The sequence below is a fragment of the Streptomyces sp. NPDC059567 genome, assembly GCF_042735655.1.
Taxonomy (GTDB): domain Bacteria; phylum Actinomycetota; class Actinomycetes; order Streptomycetales; family Streptomycetaceae; genus Streptomyces.
On the sequence record NZ_JBHWBS010000056.1, the window covers coordinates 1 to 22,125 of the forward strand.

The 22,125-nt window shown below is 72.0% G+C and carries 15 protein-coding genes; 10 read left to right on the forward strand and 5 right to left on the reverse strand.

Features of this window, described 5'->3' with window-relative positions:
- Positions 1 to 37: 37 nt before the first annotated feature.
- Entirely contained in the window at positions 38 to 529 is a 492-nt protein-coding gene (locus ACFVZW_RS23355; RefSeq protein ID WP_384524362.1) for a hypothetical protein, read from the reverse strand.
- A 92-nt stretch (positions 530 to 621) separates the two neighbouring features.
- Positions 622 to 1,863 carry a nucleotide sugar dehydrogenase gene (locus ACFVZW_RS23360; RefSeq protein ID WP_384524365.1) on the reverse strand — a complete coding sequence of 414 codons (1,242 nt, stop codon included), beginning with the start codon at positions 1,861 to 1,863 and terminating at the stop codon, positions 622 to 624.
- Between the two features lie 226 nt (positions 1,864 to 2,089).
- Between ACFVZW_RS23360 and ACFVZW_RS23365 the strand changes: the two genes are divergently transcribed.
- The 6 genes from ACFVZW_RS23365 to ACFVZW_RS23390 all read left to right on the forward strand — a co-directional run bounded on the left by ACFVZW_RS23365 (position 2,090) and on the right by ACFVZW_RS23390 (position 14,546).
- Positions 2,090 to 3,796 (forward strand): glycerol-3-phosphate dehydrogenase/oxidase, encoded by a 1,707-nt coding sequence (locus tag ACFVZW_RS23365; RefSeq protein ID WP_384524368.1) that lies wholly within the window; start codon positions 2,090 to 2,092, stop codon positions 3,794 to 3,796.
- A 265-nt stretch (positions 3,797 to 4,061) separates the two neighbouring features.
- Positions 4,062 to 6,308, forward strand: coding sequence for a serine/threonine-protein kinase (locus ACFVZW_RS23370; RefSeq protein WP_384524371.1), 2,247 nt, complete (start codon positions 4,062 to 4,064; stop codon positions 6,306 to 6,308).
- Between the two features lie 175 nt (positions 6,309 to 6,483).
- Positions 6,484 to 9,126 carry a protein kinase gene (locus ACFVZW_RS23375; RefSeq protein ID WP_384524374.1) on the forward strand — a complete coding sequence of 881 codons (2,643 nt, stop codon included), beginning with the start codon at positions 6,484 to 6,486 and terminating at the stop codon, positions 9,124 to 9,126.
- Positions 9,127 to 9,293: 167 nt separating this feature from the next.
- On the forward strand, positions 9,294 to 10,910 hold the full coding sequence (locus ACFVZW_RS23380) for a serine/threonine-protein kinase (RefSeq protein WP_384524377.1): 1,617 nt from the start codon (positions 9,294 to 9,296) through the stop codon (positions 10,908 to 10,910).
- 154 nt (positions 10,911 to 11,064) lie between these two features.
- On the forward strand, positions 11,065 to 12,693 hold the full coding sequence (locus ACFVZW_RS23385) for a succinic semialdehyde dehydrogenase (RefSeq protein ID WP_384524380.1): 1,629 nt from the start codon (positions 11,065 to 11,067) through the stop codon (positions 12,691 to 12,693).
- 41 nt (positions 12,694 to 12,734) lie between these two features.
- A complete protein-coding gene (locus ACFVZW_RS23390; RefSeq protein ID WP_384524383.1) occupies positions 12,735 to 14,546 on the forward strand; it encodes a GMC oxidoreductase in 1,812 nt (603 codons plus the stop codon).
- A 733-nt stretch (positions 14,547 to 15,279) separates the two neighbouring features.
- Here ACFVZW_RS23390 and ACFVZW_RS23395 read toward each other — a convergent pair.
- Positions 15,280 to 15,570: a chorismate mutase gene (locus ACFVZW_RS23395; protein WP_384524386.1), complete on the reverse strand. Its 291-nt coding sequence runs from the start codon at positions 15,568 to 15,570 to the stop codon at positions 15,280 to 15,282.
- 325 nt (positions 15,571 to 15,895) lie between these two features.
- Between ACFVZW_RS23395 and guaA the strand changes: the two genes are divergently transcribed.
- The 4 genes from guaA (at position 15,896) to ACFVZW_RS23415 (ending at position 20,495) form a co-directional block, all read left to right on the forward strand.
- On the forward strand, positions 15,896 to 17,497 hold the full coding sequence (gene guaA / locus ACFVZW_RS23400) for a glutamine-hydrolyzing GMP synthase (RefSeq protein WP_384524389.1): 1,602 nt from the start codon (positions 15,896 to 15,898) through the stop codon (positions 17,495 to 17,497).
- 186 nt (positions 17,498 to 17,683) lie between these two features.
- Complete coding sequence (locus ACFVZW_RS23405) at positions 17,684 to 18,472, forward strand: class II aldolase/adducin family protein (RefSeq protein ID WP_384524392.1); 789 nt, start codon at positions 17,684 to 17,686, stop codon at positions 18,470 to 18,472.
- A gap of 147 nt (positions 18,473 to 18,619) precedes the next feature.
- A complete protein-coding gene (locus tag ACFVZW_RS23410) occupies positions 18,620 to 19,849 on the forward strand; it encodes a hypothetical protein (RefSeq protein ID WP_384524446.1) in 1,230 nt (409 codons plus the stop codon).
- A gap of 124 nt (positions 19,850 to 19,973) precedes the next feature.
- Entirely contained in the window at positions 19,974 to 20,495 is a 522-nt protein-coding gene (locus ACFVZW_RS23415; protein ID WP_384524395.1) for a DoxX family protein, read from the forward strand.
- Here ACFVZW_RS23415 and ACFVZW_RS23420 read toward each other — a convergent pair.
- Both ACFVZW_RS23420 and ACFVZW_RS23425 read right to left on the reverse strand, forming a co-directional pair.
- Positions 20,405 to 20,665 (reverse strand): hypothetical protein, encoded by a 261-nt coding sequence (locus tag ACFVZW_RS23420; RefSeq protein ID WP_384524397.1) that lies wholly within the window; start codon positions 20,663 to 20,665, stop codon positions 20,405 to 20,407. The two genes, ACFVZW_RS23415 and ACFVZW_RS23420, sit on opposite strands and share 91 nt — an antisense overlap.
- Entirely contained in the window at positions 20,652 to 22,007 is a 1,356-nt protein-coding gene (locus tag ACFVZW_RS23425; RefSeq protein WP_384524399.1) for a PspC domain-containing protein, read from the reverse strand. Before ACFVZW_RS23425 ends, ACFVZW_RS23420 begins: the two co-directional genes overlap by 14 nt.
- Positions 22,008 to 22,125: the final 118 nt, after the last annotated feature.

Below are 22,125 nucleotides of genomic sequence, written 5' to 3' on the forward strand. Positions count from 1 at the left end.
GCACCACCCGGTGCGGGGCCCCTCTCCGTACGCGTCGTTACTTGGCGGCCTTCTTCGAGCCGGCGAACGCGGCGAACGCGGCGAGCGCGAAGAACAGCAACGTCATGAAGTCGCTGCCCTCGCTCCAGGCATCCGTCAGGAGAGCGAAGTCGTTGAAGATGATGTCCGTGGGAGAGGCGTCCAGCGCCTTGCCGACGATGATCGCGATCGCCAGGAGCTGGCCGAGGTAGACGGCACCGAGGGACAGCGCGGCGCTGACGACCGGCAGGGCCGGGTTGGTGCCGCCGACCTTGCCGGCGGCGAAGCCGACGAGGAAGCCGACGCCCACGGCGGCGTAGCCGATCTCCCGGTCGACGGCCCCGGCGAGACCGCCGTAGAGACCCGCGCCGACGAGAGCCGCGACCAGGGCGGCGACGAGGCCGAGGCCCACGTTGTTGCGCGCGGGCGCCGGCGGCGGGGTGGCGGGGTACGGAGTGGGCGCGGCGCCGTCGGCGAACGGGTTGCCGGGCGGCGGAACGGGCTGAGACATGATGCGGATCCCCCCAGGGACACGTGCGCACGGATGTGCGATCGAAGAGACCGGAGACTAACAGTCCGCTCCGACACACCGCCTCCGGGAATTCAGAGGCGGTGGGCCGCGCCCGCCGGCGTGGCGCCGCGGGTGTCGAGGAGGAGTTGGGCCTTGACCGCCAGGCCCTGGAGGTCGTAGGTGCGGTGGTGCTGCAGAAGGACCGTCAGATCGGCGTGGGCGGCGGCCTCGTAGAGGGAGTCCGCGCGGGGGACCGGAACCTCGCGGACGCGCCAGTCCGGGACATGGGGGTCGTGGTAGCTGACCACCGCGCCGAGGTCCATCAGACGGCGGGCGATCTCGTCGGCCGGCGAGCCCTCGCGATCGGCGAGATCGGGTTTGTACGTGACTCCCAGCAGAAGGACCCGCGCGCCACGGGCCGACTTGCCGTGCTCGTTGAGGAGGGTCGCGCAGCGCTGGATGACGTACTGCGGCATCCGTTCGTTGACCTGGCCGGCCAGTTCGACCATACGGAGCGGGCGGTGGGTGCCGAGGCGCTCGACGGGGAGGCCGTGGCCGCCGACTCCGGGGCCGGGGCGGAAGGCCTGGAAGCCGAAGGGCTTGGTCTCGGCGCAGCGGATGACGTCCCAGAGGTCCACGCCGAGTTCGTGGCACAGCACCGCCATCTCGTTGACGAGGGCGATGTTGACGTGCCGGAAGTTGGTCTCCAGAAGCTTGACCGTCTCGGCCTCGCGCGGGCCACGCGCGCGTACCACCTTGTCGGTGAGCCGGCCGTAGAAGGCGGCGGCGGACTCGGTGCAGGCGGAGGTGAGGCCGCCGATGACCTTGGGGGTGCCGGCGAAGCCGTGGGCGCGGTTTCCGGGGTCGAGGCGGCCGGGGGAGTACGCGAGGTGGAAGTCGCATCCCGCGCGCAGCCCCGAGCCCTCCTCCAGGAGGTCCCGCAGCACACCTTCGGTGGTGCCGGGTGGGACGGGTGACTCCAGCAGGACCGTGGTGTGGGGGCGCAGCTTCGCGGCGAGGGCGCGGGCGGCGTCGGCGACGGCGGTCAGGTCGAGGGTGCGGTCGGGGCCGAGTGAGGTCGGGGCGCAGATGACCGCGGTGCGGACCCGGCCGAGTTCGGCCGGGTTGGTCGTGGGCCGGAAGCCCCCCGAGAGCATCCGGCGGATCTCCGACGCGGTGAGCGAGCCGTCGACGGGCGGGCGGCCGGCGGCGAGTTCGGCGACGGGGTGGGGGTCGATGTCGAAGCCGATGGTGTCGATGCCGGCGGCGATGGCGGCCTGGGCGAGAGGGAGTCCGAGGTGGCCGAGGCCGATGACGGCGAGATCAGCGGGCATGAAGGGTGGGCCGTCCTTCCCAGTAGCCGGAGGGGACGAGATGCGCAACCCCGGTGGACAGAACGGGTTGAGCGCAATGTCAGACTAGGCGTAAATATGACCGATACGCGGCATTGTGGGGTCGAAGGTCGCCGAGTGTTATCCACAGGCGGTGGCTGAAGTCGGAAGGCCGGGACAGAATCGAGTCTGTGAGCCCGACCACGCGGGGGGACGACGGGAGGCAGCGGTGAGGACAGCGACACTGGGACCCGCCGAGCGCACCGAAGCGCTCGCCGGGATGGCGGAGCGCGAACTGGACGTGCTGGTCGTGGGCGCCGGAGTGGTCGGCGCCGGGACCGCGCTCGACGCGGCCACGAGAGGCCTCTCGACCGGCCTCGTGGAGGCCCGGGACTGGGCGTCCGGCACGTCCAGCCGGTCGAGCAAGCTCATCCACGGCGGTCTGCGCTATCTCGAGATGCTGGACTTCGCGCTGGTGCGGGAGGCGCTGAAGGAGCGCGGACTGCTCCTGGAGCGGCTCGCACCCCATCTGGTGAAGCCGGTGCCCTTCCTCTATCCCTTGCAGCACAAGGGCTGGGAGCGGTTCTACGCGGGCTCGGGCGTCGCGCTGTACGACGCGATGTCCGTCTCCTCGGGCCATGGCCGCGGCCTGCCGGTCCACCGCCATCTCTCCCGGAAGGGCGCCCTGCGGGTGGCGCCCTGCCTGAAGAAGGACTCCCTGGTCGGGGCGATGCAGTACTACGACGCCCAGATGGACGACGCGCGCTTCGTCGCCACGCTCGTGCGGACCGCCGCGAGCTATGGCGCGAAGGTCGCCAGCCGTGCGCGGGTGATCGGCTTCCTGCGCGAGGGCGAGCGGGTCGTCGGCGCGCGCGTCCAGGACGTGGAAGCCGGCGGGGAGTACGAGATCCGGGCGAAGCAGATCGTGAACGCCACCGGGGTGTGGACGGACGACACCCAGGCGCTCATCGGGGAGCGGGGGCAGTTCCATGTACGGGCGTCGAAGGGCATCCACCTGGTGGTGCCCAAGGACAGGATTCACTCGAGTACCGGACTGATCCTGCGGACCGAGAAGTCCGTGCTGTTCGTGATCCCGTGGGGGCGGCACTGGATCGTGGGCACCACGGACACCGACTGGGACCTGGACAAGGCCCACCCGGCCGCGTCCAGCGCCGACATCGACTATCTCCTGGAGCATGTGAACAGCGTCCTGGCGGTGCCGCTCACCAGGGACGACGTCCAGGGGGTCTACGCGGGGCTGCGGCCCCTGCTGGCGGGCGAGTCGGACGCCACGAGCAAGCTTTCGCGCGAGCACACCGTCGCACACCCGGTCCCGGGCCTCGTGGTCGTGGCCGGCGGCAAGTACACCACCTACCGCGTGATGGCCAAGGACGCCGTGGACGAGGCCGTCCACGCGCTCGACCAGAGGGTCGCGGCATGCGTCACCGAGGACATCCCGCTCCTGGGCGCCGAGGGATACAAGGCGTTGTGGAACGCGCGGGCCCGAATCGCCGCACGGGCGGGCCTCCATGTGGTGCGCGTCGAGCATCTGCTCAACCGGTTCGGGTCGCTGGCGGAGGAGGTCCTGGAGCTCATCGCCGCCGACCCGAGCCTCGCCGAACCGCTGACCGGGGCCGAGGACTATCTGCGCGCCGAGGTCGTCTACGCGGCCTCGCACGAGGGGGCCCGGCACCTGGACGACGTACTGACCCGGCGCACCCGGATCTCGATCGAGACCTTCGACCGGGGGACGCGCAGCGCCCGGGAGTGCGCGGAGTTGATGGCACCGGTGCTGGGCTGGGACGAGAACCAGATCGAGAAGGAGGTGGAGCACTACGAGAAGCGGGTGGAGGCGGAGCGGGAGTCGCAGCGGCAGCCGGACGACCTGACGGCGGACGCGGCCCGGCTCGGGGCTCCGGACATCGTCCCGATCTGACACATCGGCAGAAATGGTTCTCCGGTGGGGCTCCTTGGGGGAGGTTGCGGCATTCTGTTCGTGCGGACGGGGAACCCGAGAGGGCTGCCCCGGCGTCGGGTGCCATGGTGGGAGCGCTTTCCTCCGGGCCGTCCTCTCGGAGTGCGGACCCGGGCTCGGTATCGGTCCCTGAGTGAGAGACAATGAGCTCTCTTCCAGGGTGGGTTACCGCATCGCGCGGGAAGCGGCGGACGCGGGCGGAGATCAGGGATCGCAGAGGGGACGCATGTCGGAGGCGGAGCAGTCGCGGGACACGGCGCGGGATCCTCGGCGGGACGCCGCAGCGGGTGCCGGAACCGACGGCGACCGAGGTGTGGTTCCAGCGGCGCGTGAGGCGGAGCCGGAGGTGACGTCCGGCAGGGATTCGGCCACGTCGGCCGAGCCCACCGGGACCGGTGGCACGGCGGGGGTCGAGTCCGACTCGAAGCCCGCGGGCGAGGCGGCCAAGGACAAGGCGCCCGAGGACAAGGCGGCCGAGGACAAGGCGGCCAAGGCTGACGCGCCCAAGGGCGAGGGGCCCAAGGCCGCCGTGCCCGCCGCCGGGCCCAAGGCCGAGGCGCCGGCGCCCAGGAAGGCCGGGGGCGCGGGGCGCTCCGGGGCGGGGAGTGCGGCGGCGACGGCCGAGGGGCGTCTGCTGTCCGGGCGGTACCGGCTGGGCGCGGTGCTCGGCCGTGGTGGCATGGGCACGGTGTGGCGTGCGGTCGACGAGACCCTCGGACGCACGGTCGCCGTCAAGGAACTGCGCTTCCCCAACAGCATCGACGAGGAAGAGAAGCGACGCCTCATCACCCGGACCCTGCGCGAGGCCAAGGCCATCGCCCGGATCCGTAACAACGGCGCCGTGACCGTCTACGACGTCGTCGACGAGGACGACCGTCCCTGGATCGTCATGGAGCTCATCGAGGGCAAGTCCCTCGCCGACGCCGTGCGCGAGGACGGCACGCTCACCCCGCACCGCGCCGCCGAGGTCGGCCTCGCGATCCTCGACGTGCTGCGCTCCGCGCACCGCGAGGGCATCCTGCACCGCGACGTGAAGCCGTCCAACGTGCTGATCGCCGAGGACGGCCGGGTCGTCCTCACCGACTTCGGCATCGCCCAGGTGGAGGGCGACCCGTCGATCACCTCCACCGGAATGCTCGTCGGCGCCCCCTCGTACATCTCGCCCGAGCGGGCCCGCGGCCACAAGCCCGGCCCCGCCGCCGACATGTGGTCGCTGGGCGGACTGCTGTACGCGAGCGTCGAGGGCAGCCCGCCGTACGACAAGGGCTCCGCGATCGCGACGCTCACCGCCGTGATGACCGAGTCCGTCGACCCGCCGAAGAACGCGGGGCCGCTCCTGGAGAAGGTCATCTACGGCCTGCTGGCCAAGGACCCCGCCCAGCGCCTCGACGACGCGGGCGCGCGGGTGCTGCTCCGGGCCGTGCTCGACGCTCCCGTCCCCGAGCCAGAGCCGTCGCCGGAGGCCACCCGTGTGGTGCCGCTTCCGCCGGTCCCGCCCACCCCGCCGTTCGCCCCGTCCTCCGCGAAGGAGAAGGGCGTCGACGCGGCCGCCGACCGCGTGCGCGGGGCGTTGAGGTCCGTACGGAACGCGGCCGCCGCGGCGAAGCCCGAGCAGAAGGCCAAGCCGAAGCCGGAGCCGCTCCAGGGCGGGAACCGGCCGGCGCAGCCGCGGGCCTCGCTCACCGATGTCGTGCCGCGCCGGACCCTGGTGATCATCGCCGCGGTCGTGGTCCTGGCACTCCTCGGCACGATCCTGGCCGTTGCGCTGAACGGCGGCGAGGAGGGCAAGGACAACAAGGGCGGTGGCAAGGGCAGCGGGGACAAGGTGACCTCGGCCGGTGCCACGGCCGGGAACGGCGACGGCAAGGACCAGGGCACGACGCCGAGCAACCCCGACCAGCAGGGCGGCGACCAGCCCGGTTCGGGCTCCGGTTCGGGCTCGGGCTCGGGCGAGCAGAGCGGCACGCCTTCCTCGTCGCCGGGCACCGCCGGGCCCGGAACGGGCGGCACCCAGCTGCCCGCCGGCTACACGATGGTGACCAACGACCGGTTCCACTTCACCATGGCGATGCCGGCCTCCTTCCGGCTCAACGGCATCGCCGGCCGGAACTCGGGCGGGATATTCAACGCCGACGGCGGGTACCCCCGCGTGCAGGTCGACTTCAACAGCAACCCCAAGGACGACGCGGCCAGCGCGTGGTCCGCTGCCATGGCCGGCGTCGCCGCCACCAGCAACGGATACCGGCACATCGCCATCAAGCCCGTCTCGTACAAGGGCTACCCGACCGTCGCCGACTGGGAGTTCGAGCGCACCGAGAAGGGCATGAAGGTCCGGATACTGAACCGGGGCTTCAAGGTGGACGCCAGGCGCGGCTACTCGATCATGATCAGCTGCAAGGCGGAGGAGTGGGACGCCCCCGCGTGCAAGACGCTGCGCGACACGGCGTTCGCCACGTTCAGCCCCAAGGACTGACCGGCGCCACGTATCGTGAGAGGCCGGGGACCGTACGCAGCCGAACAGAGCCGTTAACTGCACGGGCCCGGACCGGAATTGACGGTTTCGCGTGATCCGTGGGATCCCATGAGCTGAACGGGATCCCACGGGGTAGGCGAGACCCGGGGGACAGCGCGCTCGGTGGGGAGGCGTCGTGGAGGACTACGCGGGAAGGGTGCTCGCCGAGCGCTACCGCCTGCCTCTGTCCTCCTCGGACGCGCACGAGCTCGTGGAGACGCGGGCCTTCGACACCTACAGCGGCCAGGAAGTCCGTGTGCGGCAGGTGCCGTTGCCCGAGGTGGTCGACGCCGAGTTCCTCGACGCCGACGGCTCCGGCTACCGTCCGGACCGCGGCCACGGCGGGGCGACCCGCAGGCCGGCCGATCCCGCGGTGCGGCGCGCCGTCGAGGCGGCGCAAGCCGCCGCGCAGATCCCCGACCATCCCCGCCTCGACCAGGTCTTCGACGTGTTCGCGGAGGCCGGCTCGTTGTGGATAGTGAGTGAACTGGTCGGCGCCAGGCCGCTGGCCGCGCTGCTCGCCGAGCGCCCGCTCTCCCCGTACCGCGCGGCCGAGATCGGCTCCGACGTCCTGACCGCCCTGCGCGCCCTGCATGCGCACGGCTGGACCCACCGGAACATCACCACCCGGACCGTGCTCGTCTGCGACGACGGCCGCGTGGTGCTGACCGGCCTGGCGGCCGGTGCGGCGGAGGAGGCCCTGTGCGGCTACGCACCCGTGCCGCTCGCCGAGGAGGACGAGGGCGCGGCCGGTGCCGGTCACGCGCCTCCGTACGAGGAGCGGGGAGAGGAACCCGAACCGGACACGGTCGTGCCGGAAGTACGCGGACGTACGGAGATCGAGGCGGGCGCGCGACCCGAACTGCCGGGAGCGGGCCCGGCCGCGGGAGACGTACGAGCGGCCCGCGCGGGTGCCATCGCCGCCTACCGGGCGGGAGCGCGCGCCGCGACGCGGATCGGCGACACCGGTGCCGTCCCGGTCCAGCGCCCGACCCCCGAGCCCGAGCCCGGCCCCGAGAGGCCACACGCGCTTCCCGCAGCTCCTGCCCAGGGCCTGGGCCCGGAGCCGCAGTGGTGGTCCCAGGCCGCGGACGAGGACGACGAGGACGACACCGACGACGAGTACCCGGCCCCGTACCGGAAGGGGTACGGGACCGAAGGCGGCGGGCCGCCGCGTGCGCTGCTCGCCGGATCCTGGAGCGACGGCCCCCATGCCTCGCGTGACGGCTCCGGCCCCATCCCCGCGGGCGGCGGCTCCACTCCCGGCCCGGCGCTCCCCGCCCTCCCGGCCGGCTACACCCCCGCCCCCGCCCCTCAGCCGCCCGTACCCGTTCCCGCACCCGCCTCCGGAGGCTGGGACGATCCCGCCGAGGCGACCGGCCCCACGAGCCTCTACCGCGGCCCGGACACCCGCCTCGCGGGCGAGCGGGCCCGCCAGGCCCGGATCGCGGTCGTCGGCGCCGTCACCGAACGCTGGGCGCCCGAACAGGCGGGACCGGTCCACGAGAACTGGCGGCTCGCCCCGCCCATCGGCCCCGCCACCGACCTCTGGGCGCTCGGCGCGCTGCTCTACCGTGCGGTGCAGGGCCACGCCCCGTACCCCGAGGACAACGCCGCCGAGCTCGTCCAGCTCGTCTGCGCCGAGCCCCCCGCCTTCGCCGAGGAATGCGGCCCGCTGCGCCCGGTCGTCGAGTCGCTGCTGCGCCAGGACCCCACCGAGCGCCCCGACTTCGAGGAGCTGAGCGGCTGGCTGCGCTCCCTCGTCCGGTCTGCCCCGGAGCCCGAGGTCGGCCTGGGGATCGTTCCGCTGCCCGCCGTTGACGCGACCCGGCTGCCCGTGGTGCGCCGCCGCGGCGAACTGGTGCGCAGGCGTCGCGGGGGAGCGGCCGGTGGCCGCCACCGTCACCGGAAGGGCAAGGAGCCGCGAGGCGCACGCCCCGACCGCCGCGACGGCGGTGACGGACGCCGTGACGACCGTCGTGGCGCGCGTCATGAGTTCCGCCAGGAGCATTTCCACGAGGAGCTCCCGCAGCGCGCACCGCGTGCCCCCCGCGCGCCGCGCGCGAGCGGCGGCGCCCGTTCCCCGCGCTCCCTCGGGCGTACGCTCCTGCTCCTCATTTTCCTGCTGCTGGCCGGCGTCGTCGCGTACGCCGTGATGTTCATGCCGAAGGAAGGCGCCGAGGGCGAACAGCCCGCGGGCCGCCCCTCGGACCGGCCCGCCGGGCTGCAGCCCACGAGCCGGTCCGCCCCGCCCGCCACACCGAGCCCGAAGCCGAGCGCCGCGAAGACGACCCCGCCGCCCGCCGACCCCAGCACGCCCGCCCTCGCCGCCGGATACACCCTGCGCAAGGACCCGGAGGGTTTCCAGATCGGTGTCGCCAAGGACTGGCAGCGCAGCCCGATCAACGACGCCGGGCAAGTCCGCTACACCGGCGGCGATTTCACGCTGGTCGTCGTCCCCGGCCGGGACACCGTGCAGGCCAACGGCTCCGACCCGATGGCGTACCAGCGCACCAAGGAGCGCGAGCTCCAGCCGTGGCGGGATTCCTCCTGGTCCAGCGCCTCGGGGCTGCGCAGGATCGATGTCGGCCAGCAGGCCATGGCGGTGGGCCAGTTCACCTGGCAGGACACCACCGGGCGGGACGTCTTCGTCCGCAACCTCGCCCTGATCCACGGCGGGCGCTACCACGTGGTGCAGGTCATCGGCCCGGAGAGCGAGCGGGACAAGGTGTCGGAGATCTACGACCAGGCAGTGAAGGCGTACCGCGCGACCCGCTGAGCTCGCACCGAAGGCCCCGACACCGCGCCGGACGACCCTCACAAACGTGGCCGAAAAGCATCGCTCTCCGTCGGCCTGGTCACAGTGCTGTTCCTTTGCCCGCCCCGATGTTCCGTACCCCCTCTCTCCCTCCGTAACCTGGCATCCGAAGGAACAGGCGGGGGACAGTGGAACATTCACAGAGTGCGGACACCGCGGCGGGACTCCTGCTCGCCGGCCGCTATCGGCTGGCCGAGACCATCGGCCGTGGTGGCATGGGCAAAGTCTGGCGGGCGCACGACGAGGTCCTGCACCGGGTGGTGGCGGTCAAGGAGTTGACGGCGGGTCGGTTCGTCGCCGAGGCCGACCGGCTGGTTCTCCATGCCCGCACGCAGAAGGAGGCCCGGGCCGCGGCCCGGATCACGCACCCGGGCGTGGTCACCGTGCACGACGTGCTGGAGCACGACGACCGGCCGTGGATCGTCATGCAGTACGTCGACGGGCCCTCGCTCGCGGACGCCGCGAAGGAGGCCGGCACGATCGAGGCCGGCGAGGCGGCCCGGATCGGCCTGCACGTCCTCGGCGCCCTGCGCGCCGCTCACGCCGCGGGCGTCCTGCACCGGGACGTCAAGCCCGGCAACGTCCTGCTGGCCCGCGACGGCCGGGTGCTGCTCACCGACTTCGGCATCGCCGCGATCGAGGGCGACTCCACGATCACCCGGACCGGTGAACTCGTCGGCTCCATCGACTATCTGGCGCCCGAACGGGTACGGGGCGGGGACCCCGGCCCGGCCTCCGACCTCTGGTCGCTGGGCGCGACGTTGTACACGGCGGTGGAGGGGACCTCGCCGTTCCGGCGGACCTCGCCCATCAGCACCATGCAGGCCGTGGTGACCGAGGAGCCGCCGCACCCGGGCAAGGCCGGCGCGCTGGCCCCCGTCATCATCGCGCTGCTCCGCAAGGACCCGGCGGACCGGCCGGGGACGGACGAGGCCGAGCGGATGCTGCTCGACGCCATGGAGGGCCGCACGCCCCAGGCCGCGCAGGCGTACGTACCGACGCAGCGCGTGGGGCAGGAGGAGATGGTCTCCGCGACCGCCCAGCTCCCGGCGCAGGACCAGCCCGCCCCCACGGCCACCCCCGTCTCCACCCCCACAATCGTGCCCCGGCCCGGAGCGCCCGAGCCCAAGGGGCGCGGTCGGTGGCGTTCGGCGGTCCTGGCGGCCGTTCTGGCCGGCCTGGTCGCCGGTGGAGCCGTCTTCACCGCCATGAACTACTCCGGCGGAGGCGGCAAGGCCGGGGACTCCGCTCACAGCACCCAGCCCGAAGTGACGCAGGCCGCCAAGGACGCCCTCCCGGCCGGCTGGCACCGCGTCCAGGACCGCGAGGGCTTCAGCCTGGCGGTGCCGAAGGGCTGGAAGCGCCAGTCGGAGGGCGACAGCATCGACTACACGCCGGACAACGGGAACCACCGGATCCGGATCAGCATCGACCGCACGCCCGACTTCGAGAACCCGTACGTGCACGTGCTGGACCTGGAGAAGACGCTGAAGAGGCGGCTCCAGTACAAGCGGATCAAGCTGAACCAGAACACCTACCGCGACCAGGTCCGCTCCGCCCGGTGGGAGTTCACCTGGTACGAGAAGCAGGAGTTCCCGGGCCCGAGACACGCCATCGACCAACTGTACTTCGCGGACGACGGCACCGAGTACGCCGTGTACATGTCCTCGCCGGAGTCGAGCTGGGAGACCACCCGGGAACAGTTCGACATCGTCCTGCAGCACTGGCGGGCGCCGGGCGACTGACCGGGCCGGAAATCCGCGAAATCGCCCTCCCGGCCGCCGTAAGCCCCTGATCAGGGCTTATGTGCCAGCGATCGCTGGCGCGATTGTGCGCACCCGGTGAAAACGCGTTACCGACGGGTACCCAAAGGCCGGAATGCGGCCTACTCTCGCCCTCATGACGGACTCGCAGGCACTCACCACCCCGGCCCCCGCCGCCACCGGCACGAACCCCCTCGCGCCCTCGCCGGCCGGTGCCCGCACCGCCGCCGACGTGGTCACGCCGGAGGTGGTCGCCCAGCTCACCCGCGGAGTCGTCGGCTCCGGCCGCACCGCGAACCACACCCCCTTCACCGGTGAGAAGCTGGCCGAGCTGCCCGAGTCCACCCCCGAGGACGTCGCCGAGGCCTTCGCCCGCGCCCGCGCCGCCCAGGCGGCCTGGGCCGAGACCCCCGTCCGCGCCCGCGCCGCCGTGCTGCTCCGCTTCCACGACCTGGTCCTCGAGCGCCAGGCCGAGGTCCTCGACCTCATCCAGCTGGAGACCGGCAAGGCGCGTCTGCATGCCCACGAGGAGGTCCAGGCGGTCGCCGTCGCCGCCCGCCACTACGGCCGCAAGGCCCCCTCCTACCTGCGACCCAAGCACCACACCGGTGTCGTACCGACCCTCACCAAGGTCACCGAGCTGCGCCAGCCGCGCGGTGTCGTCGGCCAGATCGCGCCCTGGAACTACCCCCTGGAGCTGTCCGTCGGCGACGCGCTGCCCGCCTTCGTCTCGGGCAACGCCGTCGTGATGAAGCCGGACACCGAGACCGCGCTGACCGCCCTGTGGGCCCGTGACCTGCTCATCGAGGCCGGGCTGCCCGCCGAGGTCTTCCAGGTCGTCATCGGCGAGGGGCCGGTCGTCGGCCCCGAGGTCGTCAAGCACGCCGACTACGTCTCCTTCACCGGCTCCACCCGCACCGGCCGCGAGGTCGCCCAGGGCGCCGCCGCCCGGCTCGTCGGCGTGACCCTGGAGCTCGGCGGCAAGAACGCCATGCTCGTCCTCAAGGACGCCGACATCGAGAAGGCCGCCGCCGGCGCCGTCCGCGCCTGCTTCTCCTCCGCCGGACAGCTCTGCATCTCCATCGAGCGCCTCTACGTCCACGAGTCGATCGCCGACGACTTCGTCGCCCGCTTCGCCGCCCGCACCAAGGCGATGCGGCTCGGCAACTCCCTCTCCTACGGCGCCGACATGGGCTCCCTCGTCGGCGAGCGCCAGCTGGAGACGGTGAAGAAGCACGTCGAGGAGGCCGTCGCCAAGGGCGCCACGCTCGTCGCCGGCGGTGTCGCCCGCCCCGACATCGGCCCGCTCTTCTACGAGCCGACCATCCTCGACGGCGTCGAGGCCCCGATGGCCGTCTGCACCGAGGAGACCTTCGGCCCCGTCGTCTCGATCTACCGCTTCAAGGACGAGGACGAGGTCGTCGCGCTGGCCAACGGCACCCCGTACGGCCTCAACTCCTCGGTCTGGACGAAGGACTCCCGGCGCGGCCACGCCGTCGCCGCCCGGCTGCGCACCGGCACCGTCAACATCAACGAGGGCTACGCGCCCGCCTACGGCAGCGTCCAGGCGCCGATGGGCGGGATGAAGGACTCCGGGCTCGGCAGGCGCCACGGCTCGGAGGGCATCCTCAAGTTCACCGAGGCCCAGACCGTGGCCCAGCAGCGGCTGATCCCGCTCGCGCCCTCCTTCGGGATGGACGACGAGAAGTACGCCGCGTTCATGAGCCTGTCCCTGAAGGCGATGAAGGCCCTGCGCCTGCGCTGACAGCACTGCCCGAATCCGCACCTTTTCGTACGAGGAGAGCCATGACCGCGGTACCCCCTTCCCAAAATCGGGAGCAGGAAGAGGACGACGCGTACGACTACGACGTCATCGTCGTCGGCTCCGGCTTCGGCGGCTCCGTCACGGCCCTGCGCCTGACGGAGAAGGGCTACCGGGTCGGCGTCCTGGAGGCGGGCCGCCGTTTCACGCGGGCCGACCTGCCGAAGAACTCCTGGGACCTGAAGAACTTCCTCTGGGCCCCGGCCCTCGGCCTGTACGGCATCCAGCGCATCCACCTGCTGGGCAACGTCATGGTGCTGGCGGGCGCCGGCGTGGGCGGAGGTTCCCTGAACTACGCCAACACCCTCTACGTACCGCCCGCGCCGTTCTTCAACGACCCGCAGTGGAAGAACATCACGGACTGGCAGGAGGAGCTGGCGCCCTACTACGACCAGGCCAAGCGGATGCTGGGCGTCCGGCTCAACCCGACCACGACCCCCTCGGACGTCCACCTGAAGGCCACCGCGCAGGCCATGGGGATCGGCGACACCTTCCACATGGCACCGGTCGGCGTCTTCTTCGGCGACGGGGACGATGCCGACGGTACGGCCAAGGCGAAGCCGGGCGCCGAGGTCGCCGACCCGTACTTCGGAGGCGCGGGACCGTCGCGCAAGGCGTGCACCGAGTGCGGCGAGTGCATGACGGGCTGCCGTCACGGCGCCAAGAACACCCTCAACGAGAACTACCTCTACCTCGCCGAGAAGGCCGGCGCCGTCGTCCACCCCATGACCTCGGTCGTCGCCCTCACCGAGGACTCGCGGGGCGGCTTCGCCGTCAAGACCCTCCCCACCGACGACAAGAAGAAGGGGAAGGGCCGCACCTTCACGGCCCGGCGGATCGTCGTCGCGGCCGGCACGTACGGGACGCAGACGCTGCTGCACCGGATGAAGGACACCGGCCTGCTGCCCCGGATCTCGGGCCGGCTGGGCGAGCTGACGCGTACGAACTCCGAGGCACTGGTGGGCTCGCAGACCACCGACCGGCGCTACCGCAAGAAGCACGGCGCGGAGAAGGTCGACTTCACCCGCGGAGTGGCGATCACCTCCTCGATCCACCCGGACGAGAACACCCACATCGAGCCGGTCCGCTACGGCAAGGGCTCCAACGCCATGGGCGGCATGACGATCCTCCAGGTGCCCTACGGCGCGCACCGGGTACGGAACTGGCTCCTCCAGATGGCGAAGCACCCCACGCTCGCGATCCGGGCCCTCTCCAACCGTCGCTGGTCGGAGCGGACCATCATCGGTCTCGTCATGCAGTCCCTGGACAACTCGCTGACGACCTTCCGCAAGCCCGGCGGCATCGGCAAGGGGCTCCTCACGGCCCGCCAGGGCCATGGCGCGCCCAACCCGAACCAGATCCCGGAGGCGACCAGGGCGGCCTCCCTGCTCGCCGAGGAGATCAACGGCTTCGCCGGCTCCAACATCGGCGAGCTGATGGGCACCCCGCTCACGGCGCACTTCCTGGGCGGCTGCCCGATCGGCGCCGACGCCGAGTCCGGTGTCATCGACCCGTACCACCGGCTCTTCGGACACCCGGGTATCTCGGTCGTCGACGGAGCGGCGGTCTCCGCCAACCTCGGGGTCAACCCGTCGCTGACGATCACGGCCCAGGCGGAGCGCGCGATGTCGTTCTGGCCGAACAAGGGCGAGGAGGACCCGCGGCCGGTTCAGGGCGAGGCGTACGCGCGCCTGGCGGCGGTCGCCCCGAAGGCCCCGGCGGTCCCGGCGGACGCCTTCGGCGCGCTGAAGCTGCCGTTCCTGGGAATGCCGGCCGTCCCGCCGAAGAAGTCGTAGCGGGGGACGAAGGCATGGAAGAGGCGCTGCACCCCCCTCCGAGTGCAGCGCCTCTCCAGCTTCTGGGTGGTGCTGCATACATGACCTGTGGCCAGGGGGATTGGTTGTAGGCGCCGGACGGAAAAGTCATGTGACGCGCGTCACGCCGGAGATCTCATACGCAAGGGCCCCGCTGCGCGATTCCGGTCGCGCGGCGGGGCCCTTGGAGATCGGCACCGGTGTCAGGGCAGCGGCGGTGCCGAGGGGAGCGGCGCCGGGGGGTTGCGCCGCGTGTGTGGTGAGGAGGTGCGAGGGGACAGGGGGTGGGGTGTGGGTGTCTCGCATCGTGCTGGACGGGTGCGGCCGGGCATCCGTCTTGACCGGTTGCGGTCGGCCCCGGGCGTCCCCGGAGCCGACCGCCCTTTCTGGGTGACCGGGCTGCTGTCCCCTGCCGTCCGGTCACGCGCGCTGGGGCGAGGTCCCACGACGTACTTGCGGTACGTCACACGCCCCAGCGAAGCCACGCGTGGATTTTTCGGGCCCGCCCCTGGCTGGCACGGACAACGGGACCAACGAAGGGGTGCGGGAGCCGGTCACGCGCCGTACGGGTGAGAGCGGGCCCGAACTCAGATGCGGGGACGCACCCGGATACGCGAGCGCACGTCGATTCGTGAGCCGCGCACTCGGGGTATGCGAGCGCACGTCGATCTGCGGGCGCACGGACCGGGGTACGCGAGCGCACCCCGGTCGTGCGTCAGATGCGGCCCCGGCAGAGCTCCAGCATCGTCATCGCCAGCGCCGTACCAGGCTTGTCCAGCGCGTCCCTGTAGTGGCCCAGCACCTCCATCTCGCGCGCGAGGTTCACACGGCGGCCGCCCGAGCCGATCCGGGCCTCCTGGATGACGGCCGACACGGCCATCCGTTCCTGGATCAGGCCGATGATCCGGTCGTCGAGGGCGTCGATGCGCTCGCGTGCGTCGCCGATGAGCGCGGCGGCCTCGTCGGTGCGGGCGCCGGTCTTCTCGGTGTGGGTCATGGCGGTCATGGTGGGGCTCCTCGGGGTGTCGTCGTCGGAGGCCCCCGGAGCGACACGGCCCGGAAACGACAGAACGCCCCGGGCCTTGTCGGCCCGGGGCGCCTGGGAAGTCGCTTGTCAGCTAAGCAACACGACCATGGCAGCCGGACGGGCCGGTGCCATAGGTAAAGACGAAGGTCGTGAGCTTGCGCATGGCGACAGTATGGACCCCCGCCCGGGGGCCGGGCCAAACCGGGTTCGGATGGTGAGACGAAAAGCGACTCCGGCGCGCCGGTAGAATCGACAAATAGCCCCCTTCGGGGGACCCCCTCCCTACCGCCGGAAGGCCGCCGTAGTGTCATCAGCGACTCCCGCTGCCGCGCCCGACGTCACCAACCCGGACGTAGTCCTCGTTGTCGACTTCGGCGCCCAGTACGCCCAGCTCATCGCCCGACGCGTCCGTGAGGCGCGGGTCTACAGCGAGATCGTCCCGTCCACCATGCCGGTGGCCGAGATGCTGGCCAAGAACCCGAAGGCGATCATCCTCTCCGGCGGCCCGTCCTCCGTGTACGCGGAGGGCGCCCCGCGCCTCGACCGCGCGCTCTTCGAGGCCGGTGTCCCCGTCTTCGGCATGTGCTACGGCTTCCAGCTGATGGCGACCACCCTCGGTGGCACCGTCGACAACACGGGTGCCCGTGAGTACGGCCGTACGCCGCTGCACGTCTCCAAGGCCGGATCGACCCTCTTCGAGGGCACCCCGACCGAGCAGTCCGTGTGGATGTCGCACGGCGACGCCTGCTCCGCCGCCCCCGAGGGCTTCAGCGTCACCGCGTCCACGGACGTCGTGCCGGTCGCCGCCTTCGAGAACGACGAGAAGAAGCTGTACGGCGTCCAGTACCACCCCGAGGTGCTGCACTCCACGCACGGCCAGCAGATCCTGGAGCACTTCCTCTACCGGGGCGCCGGCATCGAGCCGAGCTGGACCACCGGCAACGTCATCGACGAGCAGGTCGCGGCCATCCGCGAGCAGGTCGGCGACAAGCGCGCCATCTGCGGTCTGTCCGGCGGCGTCGACTCCGCCGTGGCCGCGGCGCTCGTGCAGAAGGCCATCGGCTCGCAGCTCACCTGCGTGTACGTCGACCACGGTCTGATGCGCAAGAACGAGACCGAGCAGGTCGAGAAGGACTTCGTCGCCTCGACCGGCGTCAACCTGAAGGTCGTCGACGCGCAGGACCGCTTCCTCGCCGCCCTCGCCGGGGTCTCCGACCCCGAGGAGAAGCGGAAGATCATCGGCCGCGAGTTCATCCGCGTCTTCGAGCAGGCGCAGGCCGAGATCGTCGCCGAGTCGGCGGGCACCGGCGAGGACGTCGCGTTCCTCGTCCAGGGCACGCTCTACCCGGACATCGTCGAGTCCGGCGGCGGCACCGGCACCGCGAACATCAAGTCCCACCACAACGTGGGCGGCCTCCCCGAGGACCTGGAGTTCGAGCTCGTCGAGCCGCTGCGCCAGCTGTTCAAGGACGAGGTCCGCATGGTCGGCCAGGAGCTCGGCCTGCCGGAGGAGATCGTCCAGCGCCAGCCGTTCCCCGGCCCCGGCCTCGGCATCCGCATCGTCGGCGAGGTCACCAAGGAGCGCCTGGACCTGCTGCGCGAGGCCGACGCCATCGCCCGCGAGGAGCTGACGGCCGCCGGTCTCGACCGCGACATCTGGCAGTGCCCGGTCGTGCTGCTCGCCGATGTGCGCTCCGTGGGCGTGCAGGGCGACGGCCGCACCTATGGCCACCCGATCGTCCTGCGTCCCGTCTCCTCCGAGGACGCCATGACGGCGGACTGGACGCGGATGCCGTACGACGTCCTGGCGAAGATCTCGACGCGGATCACCAACGAGGTCGCCGATGTGAACCGTGTGGTGCTCGATGTGACGAGCAAGCCGCCGGGCACCATCGAGTGGGAGTAGCACCTCCGGTCGCTCCCGTAGGCGTGTGAAGCCGCCGCCCCCACCATCCGGGGGCGGCGGTTTCGTCGTGTCCGGCTTCGTCGTGTCCGGCTTCGGAGTCCCGTCTCCGGCGTCTTCGGAGGCTTCGGCGTCTTCGGTGTGTGATCTCTCTGGTCAGTTGCACGGTCCGGCGTTACCTTCCCGCGCATGAGCGAGACACCGGCCCCCGTACCCGCCGATCGGCTCCACGTCGCGATGCCTCCCGTCCACGGGACCGTCGAGGAGGAGCGGACGTACCGCAAGCAGAGACTCGCGGGCGCGCTCAGACTCTTCGGATGGTTCGGGTACGAGGAGGGCGTCTCCGGTCATGTCACCGCCCGCGACCCCGAGTACGCCGACTGTTTCTGGGTGAACCCCTTCGGCGCGCCCTTCGACGAGCTGACGGCGAGCGACCTCGTCCTCGTCAACGGCGACGGGCAGGTCGTGCTCGGCGGCGCACCCGTGAACCAGGCCGCCTTCGCCGTCCACGCCGAGGTCCACCGGGCCCGGCCCGACGTCGTCGCCGTCGCGCACAGCCACTCCACCTACGGGCGGGCGCTCGCCGCCCTCGGCGAGATGGTCGAGCCGATCACCCAGGAGGCCTGCGGTTTCTACCAGGACCACGCGCTCTACGACGCGTACACCGGGGTGGCCGTCGATCGCGAGGAGGGGCGGCGGATCGCCACCGCTCTCGGCCCGTACAAGGCGATCGTGCTGCGCAACCACGGTCTGCTGACCGTCGGGACCTCGGTCGACGCGGCCGCCTGGTGGTTCATCGCGATGGAGCGGTGCGCCCAGGTGCAGCTGGCCGCGCGGGCCGCGGGCAAGCCGGTGCCGATCGGGCACCGGGAGGCGGTGGCCACCCGTGAACAGCTCGGCACCGATCTCGCCGCGTGGATCAACTACCAGCCGCTGTGGCGCAGGATCAGCCGAGCGGAGCCCGAACTGTTGTCGTAGAACATGGCCTTAACTGTCCTTACGTCAATGTGATGACGGTTCAATCACTCTCGCGCGGGGCGCTCGGAGCAGTCGAGAGGCTCTCCGGTGCGACACAATTCCCTGGACTCAACGGCCAGTTGACGTATGGATCGGGAAGTGAACGCCGTGGCGGTGCAAGAGGCGAGACAGTGCGGTGACCACGCGGGGTGCGCACGGGGCGGGCGCGCGGGTCACCGACGTGCCGTCGCCGCCTTCCTCGCCCGACGCGACGAGCTCGCCGCCGGCCACGGGGTGCCCGCGGCCGTCGCGCACTCGCCCGTCGCCTCCCGGCAGTGGGTCTCCGACGAGCTCGCCCAGTCGGCCCGGACCGTCGCCGCGCGCGGTCGCGAGGCCGGCGACGCCTGGCTCCGGCGCGTCCGGTACGCCACTCTCGGCGCCGTATGGGGTGCGGTCCTCGCCCTGCTCCTCGGGCAGGCGCTCACCGCGGTCGGCACGGGCTGGACGGGGGCGCGCACGGCCGGGCTCGTCGCGGCGCTCCTCCTCGCGGTCCCGCTGACCGGCGCGGCCCAGGCCCACCGGGCGCGCGGCGGGGTGCTCGCCCCGCTGATCGGGGAGGACAACCGGCTCTCCACCTCCCGCGCGGTCGCGGCCGGCTGGCTGCTCTTCGCCGTCTACACCGTGCTCTTCCTCGCGCTGCGCATGGTCACCGGCGCCGGCCGGACCGGCCTCGGGACCTCCCACGGCGCCGGGCTGCTGGCCGTCTTCGCGCTGACTGCGGCGGTCGCCGTCGCCGCCCGCCGGATCGTGTGGGCACGGGTCGTGGGGCAGCGTCTGCAGAAGGTCCGCGCCGACCGCCCCCGCGCGGCCGACCTCCTCTGCGACGACAACGGGCGTGCCTGCCCCACGGACCTCGCCTACCTCCTGGTGTCCGGTGCCGTCCTCGCCCTCGGAGCCGTGCGGCTCGGGCGCGAACCCGAGCGGCTGCCCGGCCTGCCCTGGTCCCTGGTCGCTCTCGTCGCCGTGGCGGCGGCCGGATATCTCGCCGCGAAGTGCGTCGACGGCGGCCGGCCCGCCCTCTTCTCCGTCGTCCGCTCCCGCGAGGCGGGCGATCTGGACGCACCGATCCGTACCGGCGACGACATCGAGATCCGGGGGACCGGTTTCGTGCCGGCCGGCGCCGACGGACCGGACCCGTTGACCCGACTGGTCGTGCGCATCGGATCCGTCCACGCGCACGTCCCGCTGGTCCCCGTTCCGGGCGGCTTCGCCAACCCGACGGACACCTCCCTGACCGTCCCGCTCCCCGTGGACGTGGAGCCGGGGCGGGTCGAGGTGTGGGTGGTGACGGCCTCGGGCGTGGAGACCAACCGGGTCACGATCGACGTCGTCGACTGAGCCGATCGGGCTCGCCTGAACTCCCGACGTGTTCCTCGCGTATCCCCATACAGGGGGTCCGAGGACAATCGGTTCCGCGGACGGACAGTGGCGCGGGAGAGGCAGGCCGACGATGTCAGAACGAATGCACGGGACGACCGGGACGTACGGGAACGGTGGGTACGGCCGATCCGGCCGGCTCGCCGGCTGGAAGGAGACCGGCTCGCGGTACGCCCTGCTGCCGCTGAGGCTCTTCCTCGGGATCACGTTCATCTACGCCGGGATCGACAAACTCACCGACTCCGCCTTCATGTCCGACACCGGCAGCGGGTCCATCGGCGAGATGATGCGCGGCGTCCGGGACACCTCGGCGATCCCGGCCATGGTGGACATGGCGCTGAACAGCCCCGTCGGCTTCGGCTATGCCATCGCGTTCGGCGAACTCGCCGTCGGCATCGGGACGCTGGTGGGCCTCTTCGCCCGGCTGGCCGCGCTCGGAGGGGCGCTGATCTCCCTGAGCCTGTGGCTGACCGTCAGCTGGCAGGTCAATCCGTACTACTACGGGAACGACCTCGCCTATCTGATGTCCTGGCTGCCGCTCGTGCTCGCCGGGGCCGCGTACTTCTCGCTCGACGCCATGCGCGCCGAGCGCCGGCGCACACGGTAGGCGATCCAGGTCGCCAGGGCGGCCACCCCCAGACCGCCGAAGAGGACCGGGACCACCTCGTACCAGGGGGTGGTCCAGGCGCCCGAGGCGTCGCCCGCGTACATCACGCTGAGCGCGAGGGCGGTCGCGCCGGCGATCAGCCGGCCGGGGCGGAACTCATGAAGCAGCACGGGTGACCTCCACCTGTCCGAGACCGACCTCAAGCGAGAGGTCGACCGTGCCCGCCGGGGCGGTGCCCTTCGGCGGGGCGAGCGTCCGGGTCACGTCGCGGTCCGGCGCGATGTCGATGTCGCCCGGGGCCTGCTGCGGCAGCTGGAGATCGCCCAGCCCCACCTGGGCCCGCAGCTTCACCGTGACGTCCTTCGGGACGATCACTTCGAGCTTTCCGGCCCCGACCTCGGCTTCGGTGCCGACCGTCTTCCCGGCGGGGACCGCGAGGCGTGAAAGGTCGAGCGTGCCGACGCCCGTGCCCAGTTCGTAGCGCGGCTGTACGGCGGCGACCGACGCGGGCTGCCAGGTCGTACGGACCCACTCGGTGGAGATCTCCTTCGGCAGCGCCGCCGCCACGGCGAGCAGACCCGCGGTGACCACGGTCAGGAAGATCGTGCCGAATCCGGTCCGGCCGAGGAAGCTGCTGACCACCAGGCCGAGGCCGAACACGCCCAGAGCGGCGACCAGTCCGATCTGCAGGCTCGTGCCGAGCGGATGCGTCTCCCAGGACAGGCCCGTGCCCAGGCCGCCGGCCAGCAGTGCGAGCAGGAAGACCAGGCCACCGATGGAGCGCGGCCCGCGCCGGACCGCCGAGGCGGCGGGCCGTCGCCCGGCGGCAGGTCCGTCCGTGCCCCACTGGCTGCCGGGCACCGGGATCTCGCCGTTCTCGAGCCGGCCGTCCTCGTCCACCACGCCGTGCGGGCCCCAGAGATAGCCGACGGCGATCCTGCCGGTCGAGCCGTCCTTGACTATGGGGTCCTTCCACCAGGACGGGAACTCCACCAGCGGAGGCGCCTTCGCCTCCGGAGGCGCCTCCGCGACCGCCTGCGCCGTCGCCGCGTCCATCCGGCCCTCGGCGTCCCCGCCGACCGCCTGCATGCGCCGCTGCGACCAGACCGCCGCCCCGCACACCGCTATCGACAGCATCATCGCGAACGCCAGCGTCCCGCCGTTGCCGAGCATCGAGAGGAAGACGCCGCAGCCGACCAGGGCCATCAGCACGGCCGCGAGCGCCGCCCCGTCGACCCGGCCGGAGAGCAGCCTGCGGCCCTCGTTCTCCTCCTCGCCCGCGAGCGGGAGGAGCAGCCACGCGAAGCCGTAGAAGATCAGCCCGATGCCGCCGGTCACGGACAGCACGCCCACCGCGATCCGGAAGATCACCGGATCGAGATCGAAGTGCCGGCCGAGGCCGCCGCACACACCGGCCACGACCTTGTGCCGCCGCGAGCGCCGCAGAGGCGCGACGGGCGGGGCCTCCGCCGCCGGCGGGGCCTCGTGGTGAGAAGGCGTCGAACTCGTCATGCGTCCATGGTGACGGCCGGTGCCGCGCCGCCGCACCCGGGCCCACCCACGCGCGCCCCAGTTATTACGAGGGCGGGCCACCCCCACGAAAGACAATGTGACGCCGCACAGTGGGGAT